Source organism: Dactylosporangium vinaceum (genome assembly GCF_019904175.1).
Classification (GTDB): Bacteria; Actinomycetota; Actinomycetes; order Mycobacteriales; family Micromonosporaceae; genus Dactylosporangium; species Dactylosporangium vinaceum.
Map to the genome: position 1 here is coordinate 9924490 of NZ_CP061913.1, position 21937 is coordinate 9946426.

Genomic DNA, 21937 nt, shown 5'->3' on the forward strand with positions numbered 1-21937 from the left:
CCGGGTGGCCGGGTTCACGGAAGCGACAGCCGTCTCGGACGGCACCGCCCGGCTCGATCCACAGTGGACCGTGGGCGGCCGCCCGAACGGCGGCTACCTGCTGGCCGTCCTGGCCCGGGCCGCGGTGAGCGCCGCGCACCCGCATCCGCTCAGCGCGAGCGCCGTGTACCTTTCCCCGCCCTCCCCCGGCCCGGCCGCGGTGGCCGTCGAGACGCTGCGCGACGGCCGCTCGTTCGCCCAGGCCCGGGTCCGCCTGACGCAGGAGGGCCGCACGTGCGTCGAGGCCCTGTTCACGCTGGGCGACCTGGCCGCGGCGGGCGAGCCGCAGTTCGTCGCGGCCGCACCGGCGCCCGTCGCGCCCCGGGACACGCTCACCCGCACCCCGGTCGAGCCGCCGGGCGCCGGAATCTGGATCACGATGCTGGAGATGGTGGACCAGCGCATCGACCTGGCCGCTCCCGGCGACCTGCGGGGCTGGCTGAGCTTCGCCGACGACACGCCGTTCGACCCGTTCTCGCTGCTGTACGCGGTCGACGCCTTCCCGCCGGCGACGTTCACGCTCGGCAGCAGCGGGTGGACGCCGACGCTCGAGCTGACCGCTTACGTGCGGGCGCTGCCGGCGCCGGGGCCGCTGCGGGTGCGCCAGTATGCCCGGATGGTCACCGACAGCCAGCTCGACCAGGTCTGCGAGGTGTGGGACGCCGACGACCGGGTCGTCGCGCAGGCCACCCAGCTGGCGATCCACCGCAAGCGCTGATCATTGCCGGGGCAGCACCCCGACGGCCTGGCGCTTGGCGTCGTGCATGGCGGCGCCGGCGCGGTGCAGGACCACGCGGCTCTCCTCGCCCCGCGCGAAGCGGGTGCCGCCCACACTTGCCCGGACCTCGACAGGCGTGCCGCCCAGGACGGTGACCGGGTCGGCGAAGCACGCCTCGACGCGGCCGGCCAGGTCGCCGTCGCCCGCCTGGCCGCCGGGGCCGTGGGCCAGCACGGCGAACTCGTCGCCGCCCAGGCGGGCCACGACGTCGCCCGGGCGGAGGCCGGCGCCCAGGCGGGCGGCCACCGCGGCCAGCAGCTCGTCGCCGGCGGCATGGCCGAGGGAGTCGTTCACCGACCGGAAGCCGTCCAGGTCGATGAGCAGCACCGCGCCGTCGCCCGAGCCGAGCGCCAGGTCCAGCGCGGCCAGGAAGGCCCGGCGGCCGGGCAGGCCCGTCAGGGCGTCGACGTGGGCCGCGCGCCGGTTGGCCTCCAGCAGCTCGCAGGTGCGCAGCGCGTTCGCGGCCTGGTCGGCGACGCCCGCCATGCGGCCGGCGATCTCCCGCATCCTGGCCTTGTCCTGCGGGGTGTCGTACGCGGCGACGAGCAGGCCGTACGGGTGGCCGGGCCGCGCGATGTCGACCATGACCATCGCCTCGTGGCCGAACGTGTCGAGCAGGCCGAGGATGAACAGGTCGGTCGAGTCGCGGTCGTACACCCGGGCCGCCCCGCTGCCGGCCTGGAAGCGCTCGAACAGCGCCGTGTCGGCGCGGGAGATCGCCAGCCGGCGGGCCTGCCGCTCGCGCTCGTCGCCGCCCCCGGCGTTGGCCGCCACCCGCAGCCGGTCGCGCTCGAGCAGGACCACCGTGGCCGAGTCGGCCGCCATCACGGCGCGGACGGCCTCGGCGGTGACGTCGGCGACCTCGTCGGCGGTGCGGGCCACGGTAAGCGTGCGGGCCAGCGACAGCAGGCTCTCGGCGGTGCGCTGCCGATCGGCCGCGGCCTCCAGCGCGCCGAGCCCGTCGAGCGCGACCGCGGCCAGCCCGGCGTAGGCCTCGAGCAGCCGGCGCTCGGCGTCGCGGAAGTCGCGGCAGAAGGCGATGAGGTACCCGTAATAGCGGTTCGGCGACGCGATGTCGACCACGAGCGTGCCGGCGAAGCTTGTCGGCGGGGACGCGGCGAGGACCTCGATCTCGGAGTCGCTGAGCCCGAAGCCGTGCACCTGCCGCGGCGCACCCGGGGCCGGGGCGGCCACCAGGAGGAACGCCTCGGCGTCGACGGCCGGCCCGGCCCGCTCGGCGACCACGGCCAGCGCGCGCTCGGGCCGCTCGGCCGCGACCAGGTCGGCCACCGTGCGCTGGAGCTGCTCGATCTGCCCGGCCAGCACGTCGCCGGCGGCGTCCTCGACGGGCTCGGCCGCGCGCCGCAGCCAGCGCCGCCGCCGCCAGCGCACCGTGTAGATGCACGCCTCGGCCCCGTTGACCTGGCACTCGTCGTGGGCCACGGTGGCGGCTGCGCGGCCGTAGAGGACCGGCAGCTGGGTGAGCAGGCCGCGAGTGTAGTCGCAGTCGAAGCGCGAGGGGCGGTAGCCGTCGCGGAGCTGGAAGCGCACGGTTGCGGTACCCCGGCCGGACGACAGGGTGCGCATCTCGCCGGTGGCGTTGAGCCGGGCGCTCATCGACGTGCTGAGCCGGAGCAGCTGGGCCGGGCCGCCGAGCAGGAGCAGCCCGAGGCGCAGGGGGTGGCCGCGGTTGTACGACAGGATGGACTGCCCGACGTGCAGGCCCACGGCCGGATCACCCAGGACCTTGGCCGCCGCCTCCAGGACGTTCACCTTCGTGGCGTACGGCCACCAGCGGCGCGGGTCGTCGTAGGCCTCGGGCGGCTCCGTCTCCCCCGCCAGCCCCAGCATCAGCCGCACCGCGCCGTCGCCGCCCCGGGCGCGCACGTACCGCACGATCGCGCGCAGGGTGACGCCCGCCGTCTCGCGCATGGTTTCCATCGCGCCCTCCGACGCCGAAATCGGCCCGGGAGTGCATCGGCTGAGGGGAACCGAGCGCGGCAATGGGTAAGACTCGACACATGGAGCCGCTGATCGTCGTAGACGGGGCCAATGTGGTCGGTTCAGTGCCGGACGGCTGGTGGCGGGACCGGGCCGGGGCGGCGACCCGGCTGCGCGACGCCCTCGCCGTGCGCGCGGGTGCCCCGGCCGCGGGTGCGGTGCCGGCCGGCGAGATCGTGCTCGTCGTCGAGGGTGCGGCCCGGGGTGTGCCGCCGATCGAAGGCGTGCCCGTGCAGGCCGCCCCGCATTCGGGCGACGATCACATTGTGGCGCTCGTCGCTGACAATGTGGACCGCCGGCCGGTCGTCGTCGTGACCTCCGACCGCGGGCTGCGCCAGCGCGTGACGGACCTGGGAGCGAGTATTGTCAGCCCCGGTCAACTGCTGGCCACGATCCCATATGGCGGACGGCGCGACTCTACTTAGCAGGTAGGATTTGCGGGTGGTCCTGCCATGCATTTCGCCAACCAGATCCACGATCTTCCAATATATGAGAAGCGGTTGACCGCGACCGGCGGCTCACGCAAAGTAAGCAGAGTACCGGCGTCATGAATTGCCGGTGAATACCGCGCCAAAACGTCTGACGAATTAGTGACGATCTATTCTGTGCGGCATGTAACACGGCTGTCGCTTCATGTGACGTACCTGGTAAGGTCGGTGCCATGTGCCCTGAGGTGCAGCTGGATTCGATGTGGATATCCCGCCGCGAACACCATTTCGACGGCCTTTGTCGAGTGACCTCCGGTTGATATCGGCGTTCATTCAGAAGGTTTTCGAGAGGATTGAAAATGGCCGTTTCGGTCGTGGGTGCGCTTGACGTCGCACCCTCCGTGGTCACCATCACCGTCCACATCACCCTCAACGGCGACGAGCTCCCACCGGAGGCCTCCCGCCTGCTGAGCGACCTCGAAGCGCTCGCCGCCAGCCGGGCCGGCCAGCAGATCCAGCGCACGGCACCGCTGCCGCGCACGCCGTCGGCCGGCTCGACCGGCCGCAACCTGCGCCTGGTCGAACAGCCTGCCGCCGCACCGGCCCCGCACGCGGAGGAGCCGGCCGCCGACGCCGAGGCCGACCCCAAGGTGCGCCGCATCGGCCGGGCCACGCCCGACGCCCCCTCGCTGTACCTCTGCACCGGCTCCCGCCTCGTCCTGCAGGACGGCGCCCCGGTCGCGCTGACCCGCCGGGAGTACGACCTCTTCCTCTTCCTGTGCGAGCACCCGCGCCGCGTCTTCAGCCGCGCGCAGCTGCTGCGCCAGGTGTGGGGCTACGACATGGTCGGCACCGAACGCACCGTCGACGTCCACGTCCGCCGGCTGCGGGTGAAGCTGGGCGACGCCGCTCGGATCATCGCCACCGTCCGCGGCGTCGGCTATCGTCTCGACGATGACGCCGCCGTCCAGGTCGTGGTCCGGGAGGACTGATCTCGGCTTAGCCGCGGGCATCCTGCTCATGGTCGATGTCCTGCGGGTGTGGCTGCCGTCGATCATCACGATCTTCGGTCAGGCGGCCTCGACCCCGGCCGAGCTCATGGGTGCCTTCGCACTCGCATGGTTCATCGCCGGCGTCGCGGCCGTCCCCGCGATCCGGCTGCTCAAGCCACTCCTCCCACTTGTACTCCTCGTGCTCGGACGGCTCGCGCTCGTCTTCGTGCACGGCGGCCAGGCCCAGCTCTACGTCGCCTCGGCCACACTCCTGGCCGGCCTGATCTGGCTGTCCTCCGTGCGCGCCCCGATGACACCGGGCGTGCCGCTGGGCCTCGCCGCCGCCGCGCTCGAGCACGCCGCGCTGGGCACCGTCGACCTGAGCTGGCGCCCGTGGTGGCTGGCGGTTCCCGTGATCGCCGTCCTGGCCGCTCCCCTGGTGGCGCTCCGCGCAGATCCCCCGGTGGCGCTCCGCGCAGATCCCCCGGTGGCACTCCGCTCGGATCCTCCGGACCCGCCGGCCCGCGGGGGCGGGTGGTCACTGGTCGGGCCCGCGCTGCTGCTGACCGGCGTCTACGCCCTCTCCCCCGCCGTGGTCGCGGTCGCCGCGTCGTACGGGTCCTCCGGCTACGCCTCCACCCCGCCGTTCCCGGTGCCGCCCCTCGCGCTCGGCATCGCCGTCTTCACCTTCCTGGCCGTGACCTTCGCACCGCGCGTGCCGTCCGGCGTCGTCGCCCGCACCGTGGCCGCGGTGCTGCTCGTGGGGTCCGCGGCCTGCTTCTCGTACGACTTCGCCGCCCCCGGCCCCCTCTGGCTGGCGGTGCTGCTCGGCGCGCCCTCGCTGGCGCTGGCCCTGCGGCTCGGCTCGACCGGGGCCGAGAGCCGGTTCGCGGCCGCGCTGGGCATGGTCGTGTTCGCGGTGGCGGCGATCGCGTACTACGCCGCGTACGACATCGGCTTTCCGAACCAGTGGGTGCCGGTCGCGGTCGCCCTCATCCCGGCCGGCGCCCTGCTGCGGTCGCGCGGGGACGCGACAGTGCGGCTGCCGCGGCTCGGGTGGGCCGCGGCCGGCGCCGCCTGCCTGCTGCCGCTCGCGTCCGTCTGGGTGCCACCATCGCCCGGCCCCGGTGGCTCCGCGGGGTCGATCAGGCTCGTGGCGTACAACATCCGGATGGGCTTCGGGCTTGACGGCACCTATCGCCCGGCGGACGCGGCGGCGGCCATCGCGGCGACCCGTCCGGACATCGTCGTGCTCTCCGAGGTCGACCGCGCCTGGCTCCTCAACGGCGGCCACGACGACCTGGCGGTCCTGGCCCGCCTCCTGCACATGCGCTACTACTTCGGCCCCGCCGCCGACGCGGTCTGGGGCGACGCGATCCTGACGAACCTCCCGGTCGGCGCGGTCACCTCGGTCCCCCTGACCGCCGCGGGCGCACCGACCGGAGCGCAGGCCCTGGGCGCCGTCGTCACGGTCGCCGGCCACGAGATCGCCGTGGTCTCCACCCACATCCAGCCACCGCCGTCGGCGGAGCCGCTGGTCCAGGTCCGGGAGATCGCCGCCTTCGCCACCCGCTTCGCCGGCTCCAGGCCGACCTTCATCGCCGGCGACCTCAACGTGAGACCGGGCAGCCCGTCCTTGCAGGCGTTCGCGGCGGCCGGCTACACGGACGGCCTGGCCCCGTTCCGCCCGCTCCCCACCTTCCCCGCCGACCACCCGGTGGAGGAGATCGATCACGTCCTGGTCAACGGCCTGACCTGCGCAGACGTCCACGTGGGCACCGCCGTGACCTCCGACCACGCCCTGCTCGCCGCAACACTGGCCATCCCCTGACAACAGCCCGGCCAGACCGGCCCCGGCCCTGGCGCCGCAACGGCCGCCGCTGCTCAAGTCGCCCAGCGCCGCCATGGCATGCGGCCGGCGACCGAGCGACCCGGGCCGCCCGCACCGGTGGCGCCGCTGAATCCGGTCGTGGATGAGCGGTGGCCGATCGCTGCGGTGCGCCGGCGTTTCGAGGCGTCGTGGCGGACCGCGCAGCGAGGTCACGTCCGCGCTGGGGGTGTAGGAGGCGGTCAGCGCTGATCCGTTGTGGTTGATGTTAGGCGGCGGTCAGTTGTGTGGTGGCCGGGTCGGTGTCGGTTCCCTCGGTGGTGATGACGGTCATGCGGGCTTTGACGAGGGTTTCGAGGCTCATGTAGCGGCGGCCTTCGCTCCACTCATCGGTCTGTTCGGCCAGGACGGCGCCGATGAGGCGGATGATCGCGGCGCGGTTGGGGAAGATCCCGACGACGTCGGTGCGGCGGCGGATCTCCTTGTTGAGCCGTTCCTGCGGGTTGTTGGACCAGATCTGGCGCCAGATGTCGCGGGGGAACGCGGTGAAGGCGAGGAGTTCTTCGCGGGCGTCGTCGAGGTGGTCCGCGGCGTCGGGGAACCGTTCGGCGAGGGTCGTCACGGTGCGGGCGTACTGCGCGCGGACCGCGTCGATGTCGGGCTGGTCGAAGATCGTGCGGACGAGGGTCGCGACCCATGGCTGCGCCGACTTGGGCACCTTCGTGAGCAGGTTGCGCAGATAGTGGGTCCGGCAGCGTTGCCAGCCGGCGCCGGGCAGGGCAGCGCCGATCGCGGAGACCAGGCCGCGGTGAGCATCGGAGACGACGAGGCGGACGCCGGACAGGCCGCGGGCGGTCAGGGAGCGCAGGAACTGAAGCCAGCCGGCGCCGTCCTCGTCCGAGGTCACGTCCAGGCCCAGGACCTCGCGCTGGCCGTCGGCGTTGACGCCGGTGGCGATGAGCGTGTGCACGCCGACGATCCTGCCCCGTTCCCGCACTTTCACGACGAGGGCGTCCAGGGCGAGGAACGTGTAGGGGCCGGTGTCGAGAGGCCGGTTGCGGAACGCTTCGACCTGCGCGTCCAGGTGTGCGGCCATCTCGGAGACCTGGGACTTGGACAGGCCGGTGATGCCCAGCTGCTCGACGAGCTTCTCCACCCGCCTCGTGGACACCCCCAGCAGATACGCCGTGGCCACCACCGACACCAGGGCCTGCTCGGCGCGGCGGCGGTGCTGCAACAACCAGTCCGGGAAGTAGGAGCCGTGCCGCAACTTCGGAATCGCCAGTTCCACGCTACCGGCGCGGGTGTCCCACTCCCGAGCTCGGTAGCCGTTGCGCTGGTTCGTCCGCCCGTCACTGCCCTCGCCGTACTCGGCGCCGCACACGGCGTCGGCCTCCGCGGACATCAGCGCCTCGGCGAACGTCTTCACCATCGAACGCAGCAGATCGGGTGACGCCGAGCCAAGTTCCTCACGCAGGAACCTGCCGACGTCCACACTCTTGGGTGCGGTCATCGCTTGATCTCTCCTTCGTTTACTTCGCCGTTTCGAAGGATCAAGCGGTGACCGTCTCCATCTCCTCAACCACTACAAAGGTGGGCGATTCGTACACCACTCCCGTGGACGTGACCCGCAGCGATGCCGTCGCGGTCTGCGCCGCAAGGTCCGGACGGCGTGCCGGATCGTTCGCCGCCACAGCACAGCCCGGCCCGGGCGATGCTGCACGGCGCGGCCTGCCCGCCGATCTCGTCCGGACGCTTACCTCGAATCAAGGAGCCGAAACGGACCGGCACAAACGAGCGCAGCGCCGCCACCGGCGCGCTCCGGTCCACTTCTGCCCGCCCGGCCGCCCATGACAGCGCGGCAGCAACGAAGCCCTCGACGGACTGCTGCGCGAATCCATGTCGTGGTCGCGGAGCGCCCGACATGTCGGGAAAGTCAGCACTCCCGAGGGACGCTTTACCGAATCGTGATTGATCTTTCGCTCTTCTGGGAAACCCGAGAGCAAGAGAGAAAGGGGCAGCGATGAGCGTGACACATGCGAACGGAAGTGTGACCGAGACCCGCAAGGACTTTGGAAGCACGGTTGGTGACCTGTCCACCAAGGCCAAGGACGGTGCGGTCGATCTGGCCGGGCAGACCAAGGACGTGGTTCGGCGCCGGCCCGTTCCGCTGGTGACCGCCGCCGCGGCCGGAGTTGCCACCGTTGTTGTGGCGGTGGTGGCGGTCGTCCGTCGCCGGAAGGCGAACCGGACGCCGGCGCAGCGGGCGATGAATGCCTGGCGGCGCACCAGCAAGAGCGTGCGGAAACGGGTCAAGCGATAACCTGCTCTCCCCTCGCAACATGCCACGGCCCCGCACCGATCCGACAGGTGCGGGGCCGTGGCGCGTCGGCGGCCGGTCAGCCGGTGGCGTCCACTGTGGACAGATGGGCCAGCATCGCCTGGTTGGCCTCCCAGCCGTCGGGGAAGCGGACCGGGACATTGAGGTGGACCGGCTCGGCTGACGGGTGAGTGTCCAGGAGTTCGGCGATGCCGGCCCGCGCCACTACCACGCAGGCGTGGCGGTGGCGGGAGGCCAGCACGCACAGGCGGCCGGCCTCCAGGTGGAACGCGCTCGCGTCGCGGCGGCCGGAGAGGGGGTGCAGGATGACTGTGACGTCGTACTCCCGGCCCTGCAACCGGTTCGCGGTGTCGACCGTCACGTCGGCGGCGACCGTGTCGGCCAGGGCCTGGCGGATCGCGGCCACCTGGTCGCGGTGAGCGGCGCCCACGGCCACCCGGTCGGCGGTGACGGGGCGGCCCTCGGGGGCGTGCTCGGAGTATGCGACGGGGCCTCGGCGCAGCAGGTTCACCACGATGTCGGCGATCGCGGTGACAGCCTCGCGGTCGGTGCGCACCGTGTGCCGGGCGGGGAGCTCGTGCAGCGCCCAGCCGGTGCGGCGGGCGGTCTCCAGCGTCGCCTCGATCTGCTGGTCGCCGCCGATGGCGCGGACCGAGAACTCGAGGCTGCGGTCGCTCGGCTTCGTCCCGGCCGCGAACGGCGTGAACGGGTAGAAGGCGGCGGAGACGACGTCGGCGGCCGAAGGGGGCAGGCGCCACGAGACCGGGAGGCGGTGCAGGGGCAGGTCCGGATTGTGCCGGAGCAGTACCGCCACAGCGCTTTGCATCGGGTCCCAGGACAGGCCCGCCCAGCGCTCGACGGCGACGACCGAGAACGGGTCGAGCTGGCCCGGGTCGCCGACGAACAGGCCGCGGGAGAAGCGGCCGGCCACACGCAACAGCATGTCGGAGCGCATCTGGTACGCCTCGTCGACGATCGCCCGCTCCCAGACGCCCTCGGTGACGGTGGCCCACTTCGCGGCGGTGCCGATGACGACGGCGCACGTCTGCACGTCGGAGACCGCGCCGCTGACGGTGACCGAGCCGTGCTTGATGACCCGCTGGGCCGGGTTGTAGGTGGACGCGGAGAGGCGGCCGATCTCCACCGACGGGGCGGTGCTCGCGAGGCGGTCGATGAGGTCGTCGACCTGCTCGTTGGTCTGGGCCACGACCATGAGCCGCTCCCCCGCCTCGGCCATGGTGCGGGCGGCGCGAACGACCAATGTGGACTTTCCCGCGCCCGGCGGGGAGTCGACGACGACACCGCGGCCGACGGCGGACCCGAAGTCGGCCAGGATGTCGTCGATGACTGTCACGCGGCCTCCGCTTCGCTCACGACCAGTCCTCCTGGGCGTCGGTGTCGTTGGGCTGGTAGTCGGGCGGCGGGCCGCCGTGGGTCCAGGGGGTCTCCTCGCGCGACGGGAACCGGCCGGGGGGCTGGTAGGCGTCGCTTACCGGACCGTACGTCACCGTCTCGCCCACCTCCGGCACCGAGCCCGGGGCCGGCTGCTTGGTCGAGCGGCCCATGCCCTTGGAGAGCTCCAGCACGACGTCCACAGAGGACACCGACACCACCATGGCCTGCTGGGACAGGCGCGCGGGCGAGACGAGCAGGGCGCCGGGCTCGATCCGCACCGGGTCGTCGGTCTGCACGGTGATGTGCGGGCGCAGGGCCGCCTTCTTGCCTGAGGTGTCGACGCGGTTGGGCGAGGCGGACACGACGACGCCGGTGAACGCCTCGCCGGAGAGGCGGAACTCGGCCATGACGAGCGGGTCGTCGAGGGCGCGCTGGGCCTCGTAGCGGGCCTGCTCGCGCTCCAGGCGGTCGAGCCGGCCGGCCGCGGCGACGGCGCTGTCGCGGCGGGGCTGGGGCAGCGCCGTGCCTTCGGCAAGCGACATGTGGTACGCCGTGAACGCATCGCGGTCGATCGCCCAGCGGGTCTCGACCGAGGCGCCGGCGGGGCGGGCCCGCAGCAGCTCCACCGCCCGCCACACCAGGCCCCAGGTCGGCTCGAGCTGCTCCTGCAGGGCGCTCGCGAGCGCGGCCTCGGCCCGGCTCTGCGCGTTGGGGTCGGCGGCGCGGGCGTAGGCGTTCAGGGCCGGGGCCAGGATCTCGTTGTCGAACGTCGGGTCGGTGCTCGGACCGGCCGGCGGCCAGCGCAGGGGGTCCTCGGCCAGCTGCGCGGCGGTGGCGCCGTCGAGGCCGGGGGGCGGGTCGATCCAGCCCATCAGCGCGGCCAGGTTGGCGTCCTCGAGACCGCTCTGACCGGTCGCCCAGTGCTCGCCGAGGACCTCGGTCATGGCCAGCAGCATCGCCGAGCCGGGGTGGTCGGCCCGCTCGCGCAGGAACGTGAGCCACTGGCCGAGCAGCGGCACGGTGCGGTGCACCGGGTGCGGGCCGAACGTGCGCCGGAAGCGCGTCGAGCGGCCGAGCAGCCGGATGAACTCGACCCCGCCCCGGTTCGGCACGAGCACCTGCGGCGCCTCGGCATAGCGCAGCCGCGTCGTGCCCGTCGGATCTACGGTTTTGGAGCAGCTTTCGGTGTACTGCAAGAGCGTGCGCGCCAGCCGCGCGACGAACTGGAACCGCTGCGTGCGGTCGCGCGGATTGGCCACGACCAGGAGCGCGGGCGCGGAGGGCTCGGTGCCGACCATCGCCGCAAGGGGCGCGGCCGCCTCACCGGCCAGGGCGAGCGGCACCAGGACCAGCGGCCGGGCGGCGATGTGCGTGTGCCGGACCGTGGTCAGCAGCTGGGCGCGGCCCGACTCCACCGCCTCGGCCCGGGCCAGCGCGGTCAACACGCTCACGTCGTCGCCCCCGCCCGCCGCGGCGCCGGCACGGCTACCCGGCGCCCCTGGTCGCCGGCCACGTCCCCGCACTCCGTACCGCTCATGAAAGACATTCGGTGCGCAGCCGGTGGGCCATCCGCAGCAGCGCGGCGATCTCCTCCTGGCCGGCGCCGGGCGTCAGGGTGCCGCGCGCCAGGCCCAGTACCGTCGAGACGCTCTCCACACCGCCCAGATCGTCGCGGATGGAGCGGCCGAGCGCGGAGGTGGAGCCGGCCGCCTCCGAGCGGCAGAAGAACGCCATCTCGCAGGAGCCCAGGCAGTCGGGGCTGAAGCGGGCGTCGATCGCGCTGACCGCCTTGGTGAGCTCGTCCGGCGGCCGGGTGGGGTTGTTGTCGGAGTCGTAGGCGAGGTCGAACGACAGCCCGGCCGGCAGCGCATCGAGGATCTTGTCGAGCCGGGTGATCCGGGAGAGCTGGCGCTGCAGGACGGTGAGCTGCTTGCGCACGTCCACCAGGGTGGCGGTCGGCCGGTTGGCGAAGTTCTCCGGGCAGACGAGCACCACGTCGTGCGACACGGTCTCCGGCGGGTAGCCGAGCTCGCCGAGCAGTTCGCGCATGGCCAGCACGTAGACCGCCGACTGCTTGGCCGCCGCGGCCGCCTTGCCGGGGTCGGCCTGCCCGTCGATGACCGCGAACGACTTGATCTCGACCACGTGGAACCGGCCGCCGACCCGGAAGGCGATGAGGTCGGGCTCGAGGTAGGCGAAGTACCCGGCGATGTCCAGGCGCAGCATCGGGTGGTCGAAGAGCGTGCCGGCGTCGTCGCGCTCGGCCGCGGCCCGGGCCAGGAGGCTGCGGGTGCGGGCGTAGCGGACCTCGCGGCTGGCGTTGCCGCCCACGTTCGACAGGTCGTCGTACGCCACCTCGGGGATCGCCAGCCCGAGCCGCTCGCGCAGCAGCTGCAGCAGCTCGGCCGCGCCGTCGGCCTTGACCTGGGCCTCGAACGCGTTGCCGCGGGCGATCGCGAACCGCGACTGGCCGAAGGCGGCCGGGAAGCCGAGCTGCCCGGCGACGGCGCCCTTGTTGACCCCGGCCGCGTCCATCAGCCCCCGCCGGCCGCAGCCGGGGTTGTTGGTGAGCGCGGCGATGGTGCGGGCGTTGTGGTTGCGCGGCGCCACGGTGCCGCGGATGCGGTCCAGCCGGTCTACCAGTGCGTCCATGGGGATCTCATCTCAATTCGCGGTTTTGCGCAGTCGTTGCAGCCGGGCGCCGAAGAGCGCTTCGGACCCGTCGAGCCGCTCCTGCGCGCGGGAAGCTGCCGCGGCGCGGTCCGCGGTGTCGGCCTCGAGGTGGACGTCGAGCTCGGCCTGGGCCTGTTTGGCCACGGTGTCGGGGTCGGCCCCGCCGCTGAGGCCGACGGCCCCCGGGATGCCGGAGGCGAAGCGCCACAGCAGCCGGCGCGCGTCGTGGGCGTCGTCGGGCAGCTGGGCGACCCGCTGGGCCACCTTGATGGCGGCGACGAGGAAGTCGACGCGGGCGCTGAGCGGGCCCACGACGCGGGTGGCCAGCGGCCAGGTGGAGATGGCCAGCAGACCCCGCGCCGGGGAGAGCAGGTCGGCCGTGAGCGCCGGGCAGAGGTAGTACGGCCGGTTGTAGGGCGCGACCTTGAACGAGCGCTCCTCGTCACGGCGCAGGCTGGTCAGGCGGGCCGCCACGAGCTCGCCCGGGAAGAAGGCGTCGTGGACGGCGATGATCAGCTTAGGCGCGGCCGGCACGGCGAGCAGCGTCAACGCGTGGTGGACCTGCTCGCGGATGGACAATATCGGTGGCGCGGCGGGCGAGCGGGGTACAACCGCGGCATTGTGCTCCAGATCCGCCAGCGCGGCGTCCCACGCCTGCTCCACCCGGCGCAGCTCCGCCCGCAGGGTCCGGGCCTGGCTCTTGTCCCCGGTGGTGGCTGCGCGGCGCAACTCCCCGCGCAGCCTGTCGATCCGGCGTTCGAGCAGCTCGATCTGCTCGTTCGGGGCCGGGATCGGTTCGGACACAAACGGAAGATAACTGGTACATGCTGGAGATTGCTGGAACCAATCCCGGCGTGTCGCGCTTGCTTTTTTCCCGACAGCCCTAAGCCAATACGGGCTGTGGCTCCTCGACAACCCTGGGTATGACGACCCGCTTCGGCGTCGGAATGATCTGCGGCTTGCGCTTCGCGGCGAGATCCTCGACCCAGCCGAACGCGAGCACCAGTATCGCGGTGAGCGCCACGACCATCGTGAACTGCAGGGTGCTGTTCCAGCCGCCGACCAGGTTGATACCGAGCCACACGCCGACCAGCCGGACGAACGTGATGGCCGCCTCGTGCCAGAGGTAGATCGTCAGCGCGCGCCGGTTGACCGCCTCGACGAGCGGCTCGGCGACACCGAGGGACATCGCGGCGGGCGCGGCGTTGAGCATGATCAGCAGGAACGCGGTGGAGTAGAGGGTGTCCGCGATGGGAGCGTCATTGAGGTCGTACCCGCGCGGGCCCGGCGTGTGGAAGAGGATCGCCAGGCCGATGCCGCCCATGACCAGGCAGACGGGCCAGAGGATCTTCTTGGAGATGCGCTGCAGCGTGCCGTCGTGGTGCGCGAAGCCGAGCATCCAGGCCGGGGCGTACATGAAGAAGTCGCGCACCATGCCGCCGGTGCCGTAGCCGGTCTCCCACAGGATGACGAGCACCGAGAACGGCACCAGCACGCTCGGGATCGGCCACTTGCGGAACACCCACAGCAGGACGGGTGAGGCGATGATGAACCAGAGGTACGAGCGGACGTACCAGATCTGGCTGAACCAGAGGCCGCCCTTCTCGGTGGTGGGCGGGTCGTCGAGGGGCACGAACCACAGCAGCGTCCGCCAGGTGTGCTCCATGCCGCCCCACAGCGACATGAGCGCGATGGCGAACACGCCGAGGACCCAGAACGGGATGATGATGCGGCGCATACGACGACCGATCGCCTTCACGCCGGACCTGTCGAGCGAGGCGGCCATGAGTGAGCCACCAAGCGCGAACATCAGTCCCATGGCCGGAAAGGCGACGGTCAGCCACGCGAATCCGAGCGTGTGGTAGGTGACCACGCGGATGATCGCGACGGCTCGCAGGAGGTCTACGTACCGGTTCCGCATCCCCTACAGGTTGCCCTGAGACCCTCAGGGGCAACCGCCACTCAGCTCAAAATTGCCTGTGTTTCTTCTCAAAGATCCTAGGTGCGGCTACCCCGTAACCAGCTGGGCAATCGACCTGGTTCACCCGTTTCTCACCTGCATCATGCGTATCGAGGACGGCGAAAATCGTTTGGGCCCGTACGTATCAGCGGCCCGGCGCCGCCCCGGACCCCCGTTCGTGGCGCACGCGGACCCCTCAGGGTTTCCCCCGAGAGGTCCTCGTGTCTTCCTCAGTCCAGCAGCTCCGTGACCGTGCCGGCGCCGACCGTGCGGCCGCCCTCGCGGATGGCGAAGCCGAGGCCGGCGTCCATCGCGACCGGCTTGCCGAGCTCCACGGTCAGGTCGACCGTGTCGCCGGGCATCACCATCGTCACGTCACCCAGGTCCACCGAGCCCATCACGTCAGTGGTGCGGAAGTAGAACTGGGGCCGGTAGTTGGCGAAGAACGGCGTGTGCCGGCCGCCCTCCTTGGTCGTGAGCACGTAGACGTGCGCCTTGAACCGCCGGTGCGGCGCCACCGAGCCCGGCAGCGCGACCACCTGCCCGCGCTGCACGTCACCCCGGCGCACACCGCGCAGCAGCAGCGCCGCGTTGTCGCCGGCCTGGGCGGAGTCCAGCTGCTTGCCGAACATCTCCATCCCGGTGACCACGCTTGACTGCGTGTCGCCCAGCCCGACCACCTCGACGGGCGTGTTGAGCACGAGCGTGCCGCGCTCGACCGACCCGGTGACGACCGTGCCGCGGCCGGTGATGGTGAGCACGTTCTCGATCGGCATCAGGAACGGCTCGCCGGTCACCCGCTCGGGCAGCGGCACGTAGCCGTCGACGGCGTCGAGCAGGTCCACGACCGACTGCACCCACGCTGGCTCGCCGGCCAGGGCCTTGAGCGCGCTCGTGCGGACGACCGGGACCTCCTCTCCGGGGAAGCCGTAATCGCCCAGCAGCTCCCGCACCTCGAGCTCGACCAGGTCGAGCAGCTCGGGGTCGTCGACCGCGTCGGCCTTGTTCATGGCCACGACGAGGTACGGGACGCCGATCCGCCGGGCCAGCAGCACGTGCTCGCGGGTCTGCGGCATGACCCCGTCGACGGCGCTGACGACGAGGATCGCCCCGTCCACCTGCGCCGCCCCCGTGATCATGTTTTTCACGTAGTCGGCGTGCCCGGGCATGTCGACGTGCGCATAGTGCCGGTGGGCGGTCTCGTACTCGACGTGCGAGATGTTGATGGTGATACCGCGGGTGATCTCCTCGGGCGCCCGGTCGATGCCCTCGAAGCTCGTGTAGCGGTTGACGCCCGGGTGCCGCTCGGCGAGCACCTTCGTGATGGCGGCGGTCAGGGTCGTCTTCCCGTGGTCGACGTGGCCCATGGTGCCGATGTTGAGATGGGGCTTGTTCCTCGTGAAAGCCTGCTTGGCCATCTGACGCTCCACAGTGGATTTGTGGTTTCGGATGCGCAGAACCGCTGGGCCTTGTGGCCGGGACCGCCTCGGGTGCACCGGCTCGGCCGGCTCACCCTCCTCCGTAGGCTCCGCATGACTGCGGGAGGAGGGTCAGCGTCGCAGGCCGGCCTCTAGCGCCGCGTCTAGCGCTGCCGAGGGCGCCCAGGCGACCGCCGAGCCGGCCGGGTGGCCGTGCTCCATCGGGGCGGTCGTCGCGATCACGATTGGAAAGGTAGCTCGCGTCTCCGCGGGCCGCCACGCATTTACGGATGGCGTTGGCGCACGCGGTGTGCCGGGCGCGCGGCCGGCGGCTGCCGGCGCGCGGCCGTTCGGCGCGCGTGGGTGGAGGTCAGCGCGGGGGTGGTGGCAGGCGCAGCGCCATCGTGGGGGCGTCGGCCATTACCGAGTTCGGGGCGCTGCCGGTCGGGGCGTCGGCGGCCGGGCGGTCGGCGCGGCCGATGGTGATCTCCGGGTAGATTTCGACCTCGTCCCACTCCCCCATCGCCTTGGGCTCGCCCCGGCCGAGCTCGACCTCGCGCGGCGCGGCCGTCGGGCCGGTGCGGGCCAGGACGGCGGCGCCGTTGGTGCTCACGTCGGTGACCAGGAGCATGCCGTCGCGCAGCTCGAAGCGCAGGTGGTTGCGGCTCACCCGGCGGCTCGACTCGTCGTCCAGCCAGCTGCCGATGGTGATGCCGCCCGGGTCGTCCGGCGCCCGGCCCACCACGACCGGGCGGGCCGCGGTGACCGTGAAGCGGGTGCGGACGGTGCCGTTGATGCGCACGGCCAGGGCCATCGCCGGCGGGCGGGGGCCGGAGTCGATGAGCCGCTCGCCGTGGCGGGGGCAGATGGGCGCGCCGCTGGGGAGGGCCGGCGGGGCCTGGCCGGCGCCGGGGGCCGGCTGGCGGCCGAAGATCGGGCAGTCGGAGGCGGGGCAGCGCCAGTACCGCTGCAGCACCGGGTGCGGCCGCGGAGTCGAGCCGGTCGCCGGGGCGAGGGTCAGCTCGAACCCGCCCGGTGCGCTCGTCGTCAGGTAGACCGGCCCCGGGTGGCCCGGGAGCGGATTGCGGGTGATCACCGGCACCCCGGTCAGGTGAGCCACCTCCCGCACGCGCGCGTTCACCCGGGCGCCCGGCGGCAGCATCTCGATGAGCCCGTCGTCGGACCACCGGCGCAGCACCATGCGCTCGTTCGACGTGAAGTCGGTGTCCGACATCGCGCCGCGCTCGGCGATGGCGTAGAGACCGGTGTTCCCGTCGCCGAGCCGGCGGCTGAGCGCGTCGACGAACAGGCCGAGGCGCAGCAGCGCGGCCGGACGACCACCGTCGAGGTCGATGCTGCGCGCCGCCTCCACCAGGTCGATGACGCCACCGACGGCCAGAGGGTCGACCGTCAGCCGTCGCTCGATCGCATCAAGAGCTCGGCTCGTTTCGAATCGCACCGGAACATTCTGCCTCAGCCACGCACTACGACCGAACTTTGCTTGCACCTTCTTGCCGCGGGCCGCAAAGCCGCCGCCGACCACCTCTGCGGTCGACGGCGGGCCTTACGCCGCGCACTCGGCAAACCTCGGGGGGAGGCTGGGGAAGGAGCCGGGCGCGGTACCGCGGCGAGGGCATCGGGGGGTATGCCAACTTCCGCCGCGGGTAGGCACTCTGTGACTGTTGGTATACAAAAGGTAGATCACCGGCGCAGACGTCAACAGCGGTGAATGCCTGAATGAACGAGATCTCAGCCGCCGCACACCTTCGCGATCTCGCCGAGCCGATGGGCGTCGATCCCCTCACGCTGCTCGACGGCGAGCGGATGGTCGGTCGGCTCGAGCTCCACGAACGGCCGGCGCCCCGGCTCCCGAGTATGCACACGGGTCTTGAGCTGAATCGTGTCGGGGTACCCGGGGATGTTGTTCGACAGCCACCCGAAGTACGGCTTCTCGTCGGCCCGCGCGGGATCGTCCCACCGCTCGACCGCCCGCTGGAAGTTGGCCGCGCTGAGGCTCACCCACACGCTGTAGGTCAACGGCTCGCCGAGCCCCCGCACCGGGATCTCGACCAGGCCGCGGATGAAGAAGTGCAGCTCGTCGAGGTCGGGCGCGTCGATGCAGCAGAGCTCCTCTTCGAGGAACGACTCACCGCCCGCCTCGGGCGCTCCCCAGTAGTCCGGCGCGGAGAATGCCCATACCGCCGGCGCGTCGCCAAGATCTGTGCCGCAGCACTCACAGACAACAGTCACCGCGGCATGGTAGACCCACCGGGACGCGCGCTGTAATTTCCGACTTTTCGGGCGATCGAGCGGGCGGCGAAAGCTCGGCCGGCCCGGGCTCGCCGCGGTTCAGCTCTGCGCGGCGATCTCGCGGGCCCGGTCCCGGGCCGCTTCCAGGGCGGACAGCAGCGCCGCGCGGACGCCGTGGTTCTCCAGTTCGCGGATGGCGTTGATGGTGGTGCCCGCGGGAGACGTCACCGCCTCGCGGAGCTTGACCGGGTGCTCGCCCGACTCGCGGAGCATGACGGCCGAGCCGATCGCCGTCTGGACGATCAGGTCGTGGGCCACCTGGCGGGGCAGGCCCAGCAGGATGCCGGCGTCGGTCATGGCCTCGACCAGGAAGTAGAAGTAGGCCGGGCCCGAGCCCGAGAGCGCGGTGACCGCGTCCTGCTGGGTTTCCGGCAGGCGGATGGTGCGGCCCAGCGGGCGGAACATCTCCTCGGCGACCTGGAGGTGCTCGGCGGTGGCGAACGAGCCGGCCGAGATGGCGGTCATGGCCTCGTCGACCAGGGCGGGCGTGTTGGTCATGACGCGGACGACAGGGGTGCCCTCGGGCAGGTACTTGGCGAAGAAGGACGTCGGCAGGCCGGCGCACATCGACACGACGAGCTTGTTCGCGGGCATCTTCGGGCCCAGGTCCTCCAGCAGGACGCCGGCGTCCTGGGGCTTCACGGCGATCGTGATGACGTCGGCCTCGCGCAGGGCGGTCTCATTCGTGACGACGCGGATGCCGTAGCGCTCGGTCAGTTCGCGGGCGCGCTCCGGGCGCCGGGCGGTGGCGACCAGGCGGTCCGGGGACCAGCCGGCTCGCAGCAGGCCCGAGAGCAGGACCTCGCCGAGCTTTCCAGCGCCGAAGACGGCCACGATGCGCACAGCCACAACCCCCAGATAGAAAACGTCCGGGGCCGCCGCAGCGGCCCCGGACGACGTGACTCAGGAACCGAAGAAGACTTCGGCCTCGGTGTAACGCTCGACCGGGACGGTCTTGAGCTCACGGGTGGCGTCCTGCAGCGGCACCCGGACGATGTCGGTGCCCTGGAGCGCGACCATCTTGCCGAAGTCGCCGTCGTTCACCGCGTCGATCGCCTGGAGGCCGAAGCGGGTGGCCAGCACGCGGTCGAACGCGGTCGGGGTGCCGCCGCGCTGGATGTGCCCGAGGACGACCGTGCGGGCCTCCTTGCCGGTCTTGGCCTCGAGCTGCTCGGCGAGCCACTGGCCGATGCCGCCGAGGCGGACGTGGCCGAAGGAGTCGAGCTCCTGGTTGTGCGTGACCATCTGGCCGTCGAGCGGCTGGGCGCCCTCGGCGACGACGACGATCGGGCTGTACTGCGTCTGGAAGCGCTTCTCGACGTAGCCGGCGACCTGGTCGACGTCGAAGTTGCGCTCCGGCAGGAGGATGACGTTCGCGCCACCGGCGAGGCCGGCGTGCAGGGCGATCCAGCCGGCGTGGCGGCCCATGACCTCGACCACCAGGGTGCGGTGGTGCGACTCGGCCGTGGTGTGCAGCCGGTCGATCGCCTCCATGGCGATGTTCACGGCGGTGTCGAAGCCGAAGGTGTAGTCGGTCGCGCCGAGGTCGTTGTCGATCGTCTTCGGCACGCCGACGACGTTGACGCCGAGGTCGGTGAGCTTGCTGGCGACACCGAGGGTGTCCTCGCCGCCGATCGCGACGAGCGCGTCGACCCCGAGGTCGGCCAGGTTCGACTTGATCTTCTCCACGCCACCGTCGATCTTGAACGGGTTGGTGCGGGAGGAGCCGAGGATGGTGCCGCCGCGCGGCAGGATGCCGCGAACCTGGGCGATGCCGAGCTCGCGGGTGGTGCCCTCGAGGGGGCCACGCCAACCGTCACGGAAGCCCACGAACTCGTGGCCGTAGGTGGAGATCCCCTTACGGACAACGGCACGGATGACCGCGTTGAGGCCGGGGCAGTCGCCGCCCCCGGTCAGTACGCCGATACGCATGCTTGATCTTGCCTTCCTGGTTGCGTGCCCGACCTGCATGACGGGCGCGGTCGAGCCGGAGGTACCCGCTCATGGCGACGCTGCCGATTCACAGCGCACTGTAGTCGCTCCGGCTGAACCTTCAGCAGTCGTCCCCGCGGATTCCGAACTTCCGGGCCGACTCGTGCTCCTGGGTCATGCGGCGCAGCGCGGCCAGCAACGAGTCGCCGAGGATCGAGCCGACGACCGCCGCGTACAGCATCCCCTCCGGCCCCTCGGCCCGTCCCACGAACTCCAGATCGTGCTTGGCGATGACCTCGGCGACGTCGGCGTACTGCTCCAGCAGCAGCCCGACATCGGCCCCCACCTGCTCGAACGCGGCGAGCACCCCGGCCGCCGCCTGCCGGGCCCCGGCCTGCTCGCCGACCAGCCAGCCGCGCTCCTCGGCCAGCCGGTCCACGCGCTTGCGGGCGGCGGCGACCGAGTCCGGGTCGACGGAGTCCTTGCCGGCGATCGACGTGGGCAGGGCGTGCCCGAGCACCTGGTGCACGTCCGGGTCGGGCTCGTCGAGCGCATCCAGGAGTTGACGGATCGTGGCGATCGGCAGGCGGCCGATGTCCAGCAGCACTCGCACGAGGCGGAGCCGGCGGACGTGGCCCTCGTCATAGCGGGCCTGGTTCGGGCTCGTCAGCTCGCCGGCCGGGAGCAGCCCCTCGCGCAGGTAGTACTTGATCGTCGGCACGGGCACCCCGGTCTGCCGGCTCAGTTCAGCGATACGCATGGGCGTGGAACCACCTTCCGATCTACAACATGGATAGTGTACCTTCCCAATAGCGGACAGCACCGCTATCCATCTTTGCGGGAGGCGCACGATGCAAGTCCTGAAACTCCACCGCCCCCTGATCGTCGTGGCCGGACTCATGATCGTGATCGCGCTGGCCGCCCTGATCGGCATCGTGGCCGACGACCGCACGCTCGTCGGCGTGCCGATCTGGATCAAGCCATTCAAGTTCGCCGTCTCCATCGCGATCTACGCGACCACTATCGCCTGGCTGCTGCCGCTCCTGGAGAAGCGCCGGCGGGCCGGCTGGTGGCTCGGCGCGATCATCGCCGCGACAATGCTCGTCGAAATGGTGATCATCGTCGGGCAGGCCGCGCGCGGTCACCAGAGCCACTTCAACAACCAGACCCCGCTCGACGCCGCGCTGTTCGGCATCATGGGCGCGACGATCGCTGTCGCATGGGTGTGCACGCTGATCATCGCGATCCTCCTGCTCATCCAGCGCCTGCCGGACCGGGCCAGCGCTCTGGCCGTCCGGATGGGGATCATCGTCGCCCTGGGCGGCATGTTTGTCGGCTTCCTCATGACGCTGCCGACCTCGGCCCAGCTCGCCACCGGCAACCCCACGATCATCGGCGCCCACTCGGTCGGCGTGGCCGACGGCGGGCCCGGGCTGCCGCTCGTCAACTGGAGCACCACCGGCGGCGACCTGCGGGCCGGGCACTTCATCGGCATGCACGCGCTCCAGGCGCTCCCCCTGTTCGCGTTCGCGCTGGTCCTGGCCGGGCGGCGGATCGAGCGGCTGCGCAGCGACCGCGTCCGCACCCGGCTCATCGGGGTGTTCGGGCTCCTCTACGCGGGCCTCACGGTGCTGATCACCTGGCAGGCGCTGCGCGGGCAGTCGCTGATCCACCCCGACGGGCTGACGCTCGGAGCCCTGGCCGTGCTGCTGGTCCTCACCGCCGTCGGCGCCGTGTGGGCCACGGTTCCCGTCGCGCCGGCGCCGCCGGAGCTTGCGGAGGTGACGGCATGAGCGGTACGGAGCGAAGCGGAGTGGCCGCTCATCAGTGTTGCAGGGTGGG

General features: G+C 71.8%; 19 protein-coding genes. 6 read left to right on the top strand and 13 right to left on the bottom strand.

Features of this window, described 5'->3' with window-relative positions; all coding sequences use genetic code 11:
• Positions 1 to 4 precede the first annotated feature (4 nt).
• Positions 5 to 757, top strand: a complete 753-nt coding sequence (locus Dvina_RS44505) for a thioesterase family protein (RefSeq protein WP_223097081.1) — start codon at positions 5 to 7, stop codon at positions 755 to 757.
• Here Dvina_RS44505 and Dvina_RS55435 read toward each other — a convergent pair whose 3' ends face one another.
• A complete protein-coding gene (locus Dvina_RS55435) occupies positions 758 to 2758 on the bottom strand; it encodes a diguanylate cyclase domain-containing protein (RefSeq protein WP_281428242.1) in 2001 nt (666 codons plus the stop codon).
• 80 nt (positions 2759 to 2838) lie between these two features.
• Here Dvina_RS55435 and Dvina_RS44515 point away from each other — a divergent pair, with 80 nt between their 5' ends.
• The 3 genes from Dvina_RS44515 (at position 2839) to Dvina_RS44525 (ending at position 6069) form a co-directional block, all read left to right on the top strand.
• Positions 2839 to 3243: an NYN domain-containing protein gene (locus tag Dvina_RS44515; protein WP_223097082.1), complete on the top strand. Its 405-nt coding sequence runs from the start codon at positions 2839 to 2841 to the stop codon at positions 3241 to 3243.
• A 362-nt stretch (positions 3244 to 3605) separates the two neighbouring features.
• Positions 3606 to 4238 (top strand): winged helix-turn-helix domain-containing protein, encoded by a 633-nt coding sequence (locus tag Dvina_RS44520; protein ID WP_223097083.1) that lies wholly within the window; start codon positions 3606 to 3608, stop codon positions 4236 to 4238.
• 28 nt (positions 4239 to 4266) lie between these two features.
• Positions 4267 to 6069 (top strand): endonuclease/exonuclease/phosphatase family protein, encoded by a 1803-nt coding sequence (locus Dvina_RS44525; RefSeq protein ID WP_223097084.1) that lies wholly within the window; start codon positions 4267 to 4269, stop codon positions 6067 to 6069.
• Between the two features lie 265 nt (positions 6070 to 6334).
• On the opposite strand, the gene Dvina_RS44530 is transcribed toward Dvina_RS44525, so the two are convergent.
• Entirely contained in the window at positions 6335 to 7579 is a 1245-nt protein-coding gene (locus Dvina_RS44530) for an IS256 family transposase (RefSeq protein WP_223097085.1), read from the bottom strand.
• A gap of 510 nt (positions 7580 to 8089) precedes the next feature.
• Here Dvina_RS44530 and Dvina_RS44535 point away from each other — a divergent pair.
• Positions 8090 to 8389 carry a hypothetical protein gene (locus tag Dvina_RS44535; protein WP_223097086.1) on the top strand — a complete coding sequence of 100 codons (300 nt, stop codon included), beginning with the start codon at positions 8090 to 8092 and terminating at the stop codon, positions 8387 to 8389.
• 76 nt (positions 8390 to 8465) lie between these two features.
• On the opposite strand, the gene Dvina_RS44540 is transcribed toward Dvina_RS44535, so the two are convergent.
• The 11 genes from Dvina_RS44540 to Dvina_RS44590 form a co-directional block, all read right to left on the bottom strand.
• Entirely contained in the window at positions 8466 to 9761 is a 1296-nt protein-coding gene (locus Dvina_RS44540; protein ID WP_223097087.1) for an AAA domain-containing protein, read from the bottom strand.
• A gap of 16 nt (positions 9762 to 9777) precedes the next feature.
• On the bottom strand, positions 9778 to 11253 hold the full coding sequence (locus Dvina_RS44545) for a hypothetical protein (protein WP_223097088.1): 1476 nt from the start codon (positions 11251 to 11253) through the stop codon (positions 9778 to 9780).
• A gap of 82 nt (positions 11254 to 11335) precedes the next feature.
• Entirely contained in the window at positions 11336 to 12454 is a 1119-nt protein-coding gene (locus Dvina_RS44550) for a hypothetical protein (protein WP_223097089.1), read from the bottom strand.
• A 12-nt stretch (positions 12455 to 12466) separates the two neighbouring features.
• Positions 12467 to 13279, bottom strand: a complete 813-nt coding sequence (locus Dvina_RS44555; protein ID WP_223097090.1) for an SNF7 family protein — start codon at positions 13277 to 13279, stop codon at positions 12467 to 12469.
• A 79-nt stretch (positions 13280 to 13358) separates the two neighbouring features.
• The gene (locus Dvina_RS44560) at positions 13359 to 14396 is read right to left on the bottom strand and encodes an acyltransferase family protein (protein ID WP_223097091.1); all 1038 of its coding nucleotides are present in this window, start codon (positions 14394 to 14396) and stop codon (positions 13359 to 13361) included.
• A gap of 269 nt (positions 14397 to 14665) precedes the next feature.
• Positions 14666 to 15853, bottom strand: coding sequence for an elongation factor Tu (tuf, locus tag Dvina_RS44565; RefSeq protein WP_223097092.1), 1188 nt, complete (start codon positions 15851 to 15853; stop codon positions 14666 to 14668).
• Between the two features lie 370 nt (positions 15854 to 16223).
• A complete protein-coding gene (locus Dvina_RS44570) occupies positions 16224 to 17312 on the bottom strand; it encodes an FHA domain-containing protein (protein WP_223097093.1) in 1089 nt (362 codons plus the stop codon).
• Between the two features lie 290 nt (positions 17313 to 17602).
• On the bottom strand, positions 17603 to 18103 hold the full coding sequence (locus tag Dvina_RS44575) for a DUF2199 domain-containing protein (RefSeq protein WP_223097094.1): 501 nt from the start codon (positions 18101 to 18103) through the stop codon (positions 17603 to 17605).
• A gap of 99 nt (positions 18104 to 18202) precedes the next feature.
• The gene (gene proC, locus Dvina_RS44580) at positions 18203 to 19006 is read right to left on the bottom strand and encodes a pyrroline-5-carboxylate reductase (RefSeq protein WP_223106065.1); all 804 of its coding nucleotides are present in this window, start codon (positions 19004 to 19006) and stop codon (positions 18203 to 18205) included.
• Positions 19007 to 19066: 60 nt separating this feature from the next.
• Positions 19067 to 20095 carry a 6-phosphofructokinase gene (locus Dvina_RS44585; protein WP_223097095.1) on the bottom strand — a complete coding sequence of 343 codons (1029 nt, stop codon included), beginning with the start codon at positions 20093 to 20095 and terminating at the stop codon, positions 19067 to 19069.
• Between the two features lie 121 nt (positions 20096 to 20216).
• Positions 20217 to 20855: a MerR family transcriptional regulator gene (locus tag Dvina_RS44590; protein ID WP_223097096.1), complete on the bottom strand. Its 639-nt coding sequence runs from the start codon at positions 20853 to 20855 to the stop codon at positions 20217 to 20219.
• A 91-nt stretch (positions 20856 to 20946) separates the two neighbouring features.
• Here Dvina_RS44590 and Dvina_RS44595 point away from each other — a divergent pair, with 91 nt between their 5' ends.
• On the top strand, positions 20947 to 21888 hold the full coding sequence (locus Dvina_RS44595) for a hypothetical protein (protein ID WP_223097098.1): 942 nt from the start codon (positions 20947 to 20949) through the stop codon (positions 21886 to 21888).
• Positions 21889 to 21937 lie beyond the last annotated feature (49 nt).